Source organism: Citreimonas sp., assembly GCF_042096055.1.
Lineage (GTDB): Bacteria > Pseudomonadota > Alphaproteobacteria > Rhodobacterales > Rhodobacteraceae > Citreimonas.
This window is the reverse complement of the sequence record NZ_JBELMH010000046.1, coordinates 20447-27461: the sequence shown is the minus strand read 5'-3', so window position 1 is coordinate 27461 and position 7015 is coordinate 20447. Positions and strand designations below refer to the sequence as shown.

Genomic DNA, 7015 nt, shown 5'->3' with positions numbered 1-7015 from the left:
TCGCGCTTGGCGTCCGCGCCCATGTCCGGCAGGCACAGGTCGGCGCCCAGGTCGAACAGGTCGTTCTGGATGCGCGCCAGCGCCGCGTCGGCGTCGCCCGTCGCCGCCAGCCGCGCCAGCCCCACGACCGAGTTCAGCTCGTCCGCGGTGCCGTAGGCCTCGACCCGGGGCGAGAACTTGGGCACCCGCGCGCCGTTGCCCAGCGCGGTTTCGCCCTTGTCGCCGCCGCGCGTGTAGATCCGGTTGAGAACGACCATCAGTTGCCTCCGCGCACCCAGACGAACAGCAGGATCAGCAGCACCGCCACGAACTGCGCGATGATGCGAAGCCGCATCGCCTTGTTGGCGTACTTCTTGTTGAACTCGCCGCCCTTGGCGAAGCTGCCGATACCGAACAGCAGGATGGCGACGACGGCAAGGCAGGCGATGGCCAGCGCAATGAACAACGGATCGTGTAGCATGGGTCCTCCGGTTCCGACAGGCAGCACATAACCCCGTCGCGCGCGATTGCGAACCCGCGATCACCCTTTCGACAGCACCCAATCCAGCGCACGTGTCGGCAGCACCCGCCGCGCGACCGCCATCAGGCGGCTCGGCGTGGTGATGTAGTAGCGCGGCGCGGGGCGCGGATGCTCGACCGCGCGGATCAGCGCGCGCGTCACCGCCTCGGGCTGCAGCTCCCACCGGTCCGGGCCACGATCCTCGTAGAGACGCTTCAGCAGGGTCGATTCGTACTGCGCCCGCCGGGCCGAGTTCCGCCAGTCGATCCAGCGCTCGAAATGCGGGATCGAGTTCACGCGGATGCGCGTCGCCACAGGCCCGGTGTTCAGCGTCACCACGTGGATCGGCGTGTCGCGCATTTCGATCCGCAGCGTGTCGGTCAGCGCCTCGATGGCGTATTTCGTGGCGTTGTAGGCCGCCCGCCAGGGGATCGAGACGTAGCCCAGCACCGACGAATGGTTGACGATCCGCCCGTGCCCCTGCGCCCGCATCACCGGGATCACGCGCACGGTAAGGTCGTGCCAGCCGAAGACGTTGGCGTCGAAGATCGCGCGCAGCGCATCCGCCGGCAGGTCCTCGGCCGCGCCGGGGATGGCGTAGGCGCCGTTGTTGAACAGCGCGTCGAGCGTGCCGCCGGTGGCCCCAAGCACCGCGTCCAGAGTGGCCGCGATGCTTTCGGGGTCGGTGTAGTCCAGCCGGGGCGACTCGAAGCCCTCGGCGCGCAGGCGGTCGCAATCGGCCTGCTGCCGGCAGGCCGCGAAGACGCGCCAGCCCCGCGCCCGCAAGGTGCGCGCCGCGTCGGCCCCGATGCCCGAGGAACAGCCGGTGATGAGGATCGAGCGTTCGACCATGCGCAGGGCCTAATGGTCCAAGCGCCCGAAGGAAAGCTCAGTTCGAGGCGAGCGTGGTCTCGCCGGCCGAGGCCAGCGTCGCGTCCTGAGACGGCTCGAGGTGCCGCGCCTCGGCCCAGCCGACGGTGCCGCCGTCCAGCGCGCGCAGCTGCACCCAGCCCGTCGCACCGTCGCGCAGGACGGCGACCGGCTCTCCGCGCAGCAGCTCGACCAGCATCTCGGCGCCCTCGGACGGGCGGTCGAGCAGCGGCACGCGCGTGTCGGCCACGTGCCGGATGTCCGGCGACAGCACCGTTCCGGTCGCCTGCGCCGAGGCGTCCACCGCCTCGAGGCCCGCGCCGGTGTCGAAGATCGCGCCCGACCGGTCGGTGAAGGCGCCGCCCGACCCGTTGTCGAACGCATTGCCCGAACCGTTGGCGAACGCGCCGCCGATCCGAACGGGCTGCGGGTCCGAAGCGTCGGCCGAGGCCCGCACCAGCGTCGCGCCGGGCACCTTGGCCACCGCGCGCTCGATCGCGCTTGCGCGGGTTTCTGCCACGTCCACCGACGCCTGGCGCACCCGGGATTGACGCGCGCCCTCGACCGGGCGATCCAGAAGCCCGGCAAACAGCACCGGGCCGGTATAGGTCGGCTCGGCGAACAGCGTCAGCGACACGTCGCCGGGTTGGAACTCGGCGCCGCCGGAAAGCTCGTACCACGCGAATCCGAGCAGGGCGAATGTGACGACGACGAGACGCATGGCGGTTTCCTTCTTGGTGTTTCGCTGGCAACGCCGCCGCGATGCGCGGGGTTCCGCCGAACCGTGCAGGCACGCGACGTCGCACCGCGGACACGCTTTCCGCACGGACCGGCGCGCAGCCGCTTTACCGCCCTGCCCCGCCCCGCTATCACCGCCCGCATGAGTGACGACCCGATCGAGCCCGATCTTCCCTCCCGCGACAGTTCCGAACCGCTCAGCCGAGCCATCGGCGAGCGTTATCTGACCTATGCGCTGTCGACGATCATGCACCGCGCGCTGCCCGACGCCCGCGACGGGCTGAAGCCGGTGCACCGGCGGATCCTCTACGCGATGCGGCGGCTGCGGCTGTCGTCGTCGGGCGGGTTCCTGAAATCCGCGAAGATCAGCGGCGACACGATGGGCGACTTCCACCCGCACGGGAACGCCGCGATCTACGACGCGATGGCGCGGCTCGCGCAGGACTTCACCATTCGCTACCCGCTGGTCGACGGGCAAGGCAACTTCGGCAACATCGACGGCGACAACCCCGCGGCCGAGCGCTACACCGAGGCGCGCATGACCGTGATGTCCGAGGCGCTGCTGGAGGGCCTCGACGAGAACGCCGTCGACTTCCGCCCGAACTACGACGGCCGGCTCAACGAACCCGTCGTGCTGCCCGCCGCCTACCCCAACCTGCTGGCCAACGGCTCCAGCGGCATCGCGGTCGGCATGGCCACGAACATCCCGCCGCACAACATCTCCGAGCTGATCGACGCCTGCCTGCACCTGATCCGCCACCCCAACGCCGGCGACGAGACGCTGCTGCAATACGTGCCCGGCCCGGACTTTCCCACCGGCGGCATCATCGTCGAGCCGCACGAGACGATCGCGCAGACCTACGCCACGGGCCGCGGCTCGATCCGCCTGCGCGCCAAGTGGGAGGTCGAGGACCTCGGCCGTGGCCAGTGGCAGATCGTCGTGACGGAAATCCCCTACCAGGTGCAGAAATCCAAGCTGGTCGAGCGGCTGGCCGAGCTGATCCAGACCCGCAAGGTGCCGATCCTCGCCGACGTCCGCGACGAATCCGCCGAGGACATCCGCATGGTGCTCGAGCCCAAGTCGCGCAACGTCGAGCCCGACGTGCTGATGGGCACGCTGTTCCGCAACTCGGACCTGGAAATCCGCTTTGCGCTGAACATGAACGTATTGATCGACGGCGTGACGCCCAAGGTCTGCTCGCTCAAGGAGGTGCTGCGCGCCTTCCTCGACTTCCGCCGCGACGTGCTGATCCGCCGCTCGCGCCACCGCATGGCGCGCATCGACAACCGGCTCGAGGTGCTCGAGGGGCTGATCACGGCCTTCCTCAACCTCGACCGGGTGATCGACATCATCCGCTACGACGACGACCCCAAGGCCGCGCTGATGGTCGAGGATTGGTCGAAGCCCCACCAGGACGGCATCCCCCGCGCCACCGACCAGCGCGACTACGTCTCGCCGCTGGGCGACACCGATCCGAAGACCCTGACGCTGGTCGCCGATCCCGACGCGGTGGCGCCGGCCGACATGGGCGACGAGTCCGGCCGCGGCATCCCGCAGCGCTACGCCGGGCACGAGGACGGGCTGTCCGACGTGCAGGCCGAGGCGATCCTCAACATGCGCCTGCGCAGCCTGCGCCGGCTCGAGGAGCTGGAGCTGCGCGCCGAGCGCGACCGCCTGATGGAGGAACGCGCCGGCATCGCCGACCTGCTCGACGACGCGGACTCGCAGTGGCAGCGTATCGCCGAAGAACTGCGCGAGGTCCGGAAACGCTTCGGCAAGGACTATGCCGGCGGCGCCCGCCGCACCGCCTTCGCCGAGGCCGCCGAGGCCGAGGAGGTCCCGCTCGAGGCGATGATCGAGCGCGAGCCGATCACCGTCGTCTGCTCGCAGATGGGCTGGATCCGCGCCATGACCGGGCACATCGCGCTCGACCGCGAGCTCAAGTTCAAGGACGGCGACGGCCCGCGGTTCGTCTTCCACGCCGAGACCACCGACCGCCTGCTGGTCTTCGGCTCGAACGGGCGGTTCTACACCGTCTCGGCCGCCAGCCTGCCCGGCGGCCGCGGCACCGGCGAGCCGCTGCGCCTGATGGTCGACCTGCCCAACGAGGCCGAGATCGTCGACCTGTTCATCCACCGCCCCGGCGAGAAGCTGCTGCTGGCCTCCAGCGCCGGCGACGGCTTCGTCGTCCCCGAGGACGAGGTCGTCGCCCAGACGCGCGCCGGCAAGCAGGCGCTGAACGTGCGCGCCCCGGCCCGCGCGAAGGTCTGCGTGCGCGTCGACGGCGACCACGTCGCCGTGGTGGGCGAGAACCGCAAGGTGCTGGTCTTCGCGCTCGACGAGCTGCCCGAGATGGCGCGCGGCAAGGGCGTGCGCCTGCAGAAGTACAAGGACGGCGGGTTGTCGGACGCCCGCACCTTCACCCTCGCCGAGGGGCTGACCTGGCGCGACCCGGCCGGCCGCACCCGGACCGAGACGCAGCTCGAGGAATGGCTGGGCAAGCGCGCCGGCTCGGGCCGCATGGCGCCCCGCGGCTTCCCGCGCGACAACCGCTTCACCTGAGCGCCGGGGCGCTGCCCCCGCTCAACGCGCGAACGGCCGGGGACGGCGGGCGGGGCGACGTGCCGAATGGCACGAGCGCCGTGTGCCGGCCTCAGCGCTCGGTCAGCTTCAGCTCGATCCGCCGGTTCTGCGCCCGCGCAGCGGCGGTGTCGGCCGGGTCGATCGGCTGATATTGCCCGAAGCCGTTCGCGGCTAGCCGGTCGGGCGGGATGCCCAGGTCGTCGATCATGTAGCGCACCACCGACAGCGCCCGCGCCTGGCTCAGTTCCCAGTTGTCTTCGAACCGCGCGTTGGCGCGCAACGGGATGTCGTCAGTATGCCCGTCCACGCGGATCACCCAGTCGATCTCGGGCGGGATGTCCTCGGCGATGCCGCGCAGGATGCCGGCGATGTTCGCCAGTTCCGCCTGCCCCGCCGCCGACAGCTCGGCCGAGCCCACGTCGAACAGCACCTCGGACGAGAACACGAACCGGTCTCCCTCGATCCGCACGCCCTCGGTGTCGGCGATCACGTCGCGCAGCCGCCCGAAGAAGTCCGAGCGGTAGCGTTCCAGGTCGCGCGCCTGCGCCTCAAGCCGCTCGCGCTCGGCCTGCTCCAGCTCGCGCCGGCGGCGCTCCTCGGCCGCCGCCCGCGCCAGGGCCGCGTTGAGCTCCGAGCCCAGATTCTCCAGCCGCACCTGCGCCGCCTCGTCGCGCGCGCGGCTCTCGCCCAGGATGCCCTGCAGGTCCTGCAATTGCCGGCGCAGCGCGGCTACCTGCTGGTTCAGCAGTTCCGCCTGCATCTCGGCCTCGTCGGCGCGTGCGTTCGACCGATCCAGCGTGTCGCGGGCCTGGGCCAGCAGCGTCGCGCGCTGCTCGGCCTCGTCCAGGCGCTCCTCGGCGGCGGCCTCGGCGGCGCGCTGCGCGGCCAGCGCCTCGGTCAGGCGCGCGCGCGTCTCTTCCAGCGTCGCGCGATCGTCCATCCGGGCGGCCAGCGCCGAGGCCAGCTGCTCTTCCAGCGAGCGCGCCGCCTCGACACGGTCCTCGGCGCGCGCCTCGGCCTCGGCAAGCTGATCGCGCAGCGCCGCCACCGCCTGTGCATCCGACCCGGCGGACTCGACCTCGGCGGTCAGCGCGCTGTTGCGTTCGCGCAGGGATTCGACCTCGGATTCCAGCGCCTCGGCCTCGGTCACGCGCGCCAGAGCGCGGGCCAGTTGCGCCGACAGGTCCGACATCCGCGTCTCGGCCGCCTGCGCCTCGGTCCGCGCGGCGGCCACGTCACGCTCGGCCTGGGCCGTCGTCTCGCCCAGCCGCGATTCCAGCGTCGCGATCTGCTCGGCCTGCGCGTCGATCCGGTCTTGCAGCGCGCGGGTCTCGTCCTCGCCCGCGACCAGGGCCGCGGCAAGGCGCGCGTTGAGGTCGTCCTCGGCCTCGCGCGCGGCGGCCAGCAGGGTCAGCGTTTCCTCGGCGCGGGCGCGCTCCTGCTCCAGCGACATGGTCATCGCGGTCAGCTCGGCATCGGCCTCTTCCAGCCGTCGGCGCAGCGCCTGCGCGGCCTCGGCCTCGGCCAGCCGCTGCGCTTCTTCCTCGCTGAGCGTCTGCTGCAGGTCCTCGACGCGGGTGGTCAGGCTGCCGACCTGCGCCTCGGCATCGGCGTTCTGCGCCCGCAGGTCGGCCACCAGCGCCTCCAGCGCCTCGCGCCGGGCGGCGGCGAGGCGCGCGGCCTCGACCTGGTCGTCCATTTCCGATCGCGCCTGCGCCAGCGCCAGGTCCAGCGCCTCGCGCTCGGACAGCGCCTGGTCGCGCGCCGCCTGCAATTCCTCCTGCGTGGCGCGCAGGTCGGCGATCGTGCTGCGCGCGGCGTCGCGTTCCTCGGCCAGGTCGGCGCTGCGCGCGCGGGCGTCGTCGCGCTGGTCCAGAAGGCTCGCGACCTGCTCCTCGAAGGACGCGATGCGCCCCTGCGCGGCCTCCAGCTCGGCCGCCTGCCGGTCGCGCGTCGCGGTCAGCGTGTCGATCAGGCGCCCCTGCTCGGCCAGCCGCGTCTCGGTGTCCGACAGGTTCGCCTCGAGCGTGCCCAGCCGGTCGGTCAGCGCGTTGTTCTCGCGCTCGGAGACGCCCAGCGCGCGGGCCAGCTGCTCGACCTCGGCCGACAGCGAGGCCAGCTCGTCGTCGCGGCGCGAGATTTCCTGCTGCTGCTGGTCAAGCTGCGCGTCCTGCCCCGAGATCGTCTCGTTCAGGACGAACTGGATCACCATGAAGATCGACAGCACGAAGGTCAGGACCAGCAGAAGACCGGTCATGGCGTCCACGAAGCCGGGCCAGATGGACGATTGCAGCCGCCCGCCGGTGCGCCGGGACAGGGCCATG

Annotated in this window: 6 protein-coding genes; 1 reads left to right on the top strand and 5 read right to left on the bottom strand. The window is 71.6% G+C overall.

Annotated features, from left to right (window positions below):
* The 4 genes from ACFDTC_RS11425 to ACFDTC_RS11410 form a co-directional block, all read right to left on the bottom strand.
* Positions 1-257, bottom strand: a 257-nt coding sequence (locus tag ACFDTC_RS11425; protein WP_375259004.1) for an ATP:cob(I)alamin adenosyltransferase, incomplete at its 3' end; no start/stop codon positions are given.
* Positions 257-460: a twin transmembrane helix small protein gene (locus tag ACFDTC_RS11420; RefSeq protein WP_375259003.1), complete on the bottom strand. Its 204-nt coding sequence runs from the start codon at positions 458-460 to the stop codon at positions 257-259. The genes ACFDTC_RS11420 and ACFDTC_RS11425, both read right to left, overlap by 1 nt.
* 60 nt (positions 461-520) lie before the next feature.
* A complete protein-coding gene (locus ACFDTC_RS11415; protein ID WP_375259002.1) occupies positions 521-1351 on the bottom strand; it encodes an SDR family NAD(P)-dependent oxidoreductase in 831 nt (276 codons plus the stop codon).
* Between the two features lie 37 nt (positions 1352-1388).
* Positions 1389-2090 (bottom strand): hypothetical protein, encoded by a 702-nt coding sequence (locus ACFDTC_RS11410; RefSeq protein ID WP_375259001.1) that lies wholly within the window; start codon positions 2088-2090, stop codon positions 1389-1391.
* A 159-nt stretch (positions 2091-2249) separates the two neighbouring features.
* Here ACFDTC_RS11410 and ACFDTC_RS11405 point away from each other — a divergent pair, with 159 nt between their 5' ends.
* Positions 2250-4670, top strand: a complete 2421-nt coding sequence (locus tag ACFDTC_RS11405) for a DNA topoisomerase IV subunit A (RefSeq protein ID WP_375259000.1) — start codon at positions 2250-2252, stop codon at positions 4668-4670.
* A 91-nt stretch (positions 4671-4761) separates the two neighbouring features.
* Here ACFDTC_RS11405 and ACFDTC_RS11400 read toward each other — a convergent pair whose 3' ends face one another.
* Positions 4762-7014 (bottom strand): peptidoglycan -binding protein, encoded by a 2253-nt coding sequence (locus tag ACFDTC_RS11400; RefSeq protein ID WP_375258999.1) that lies wholly within the window; start codon positions 7012-7014, stop codon positions 4762-4764.
* Between the last annotated feature and the right edge of the window lies 1 nt (position 7015).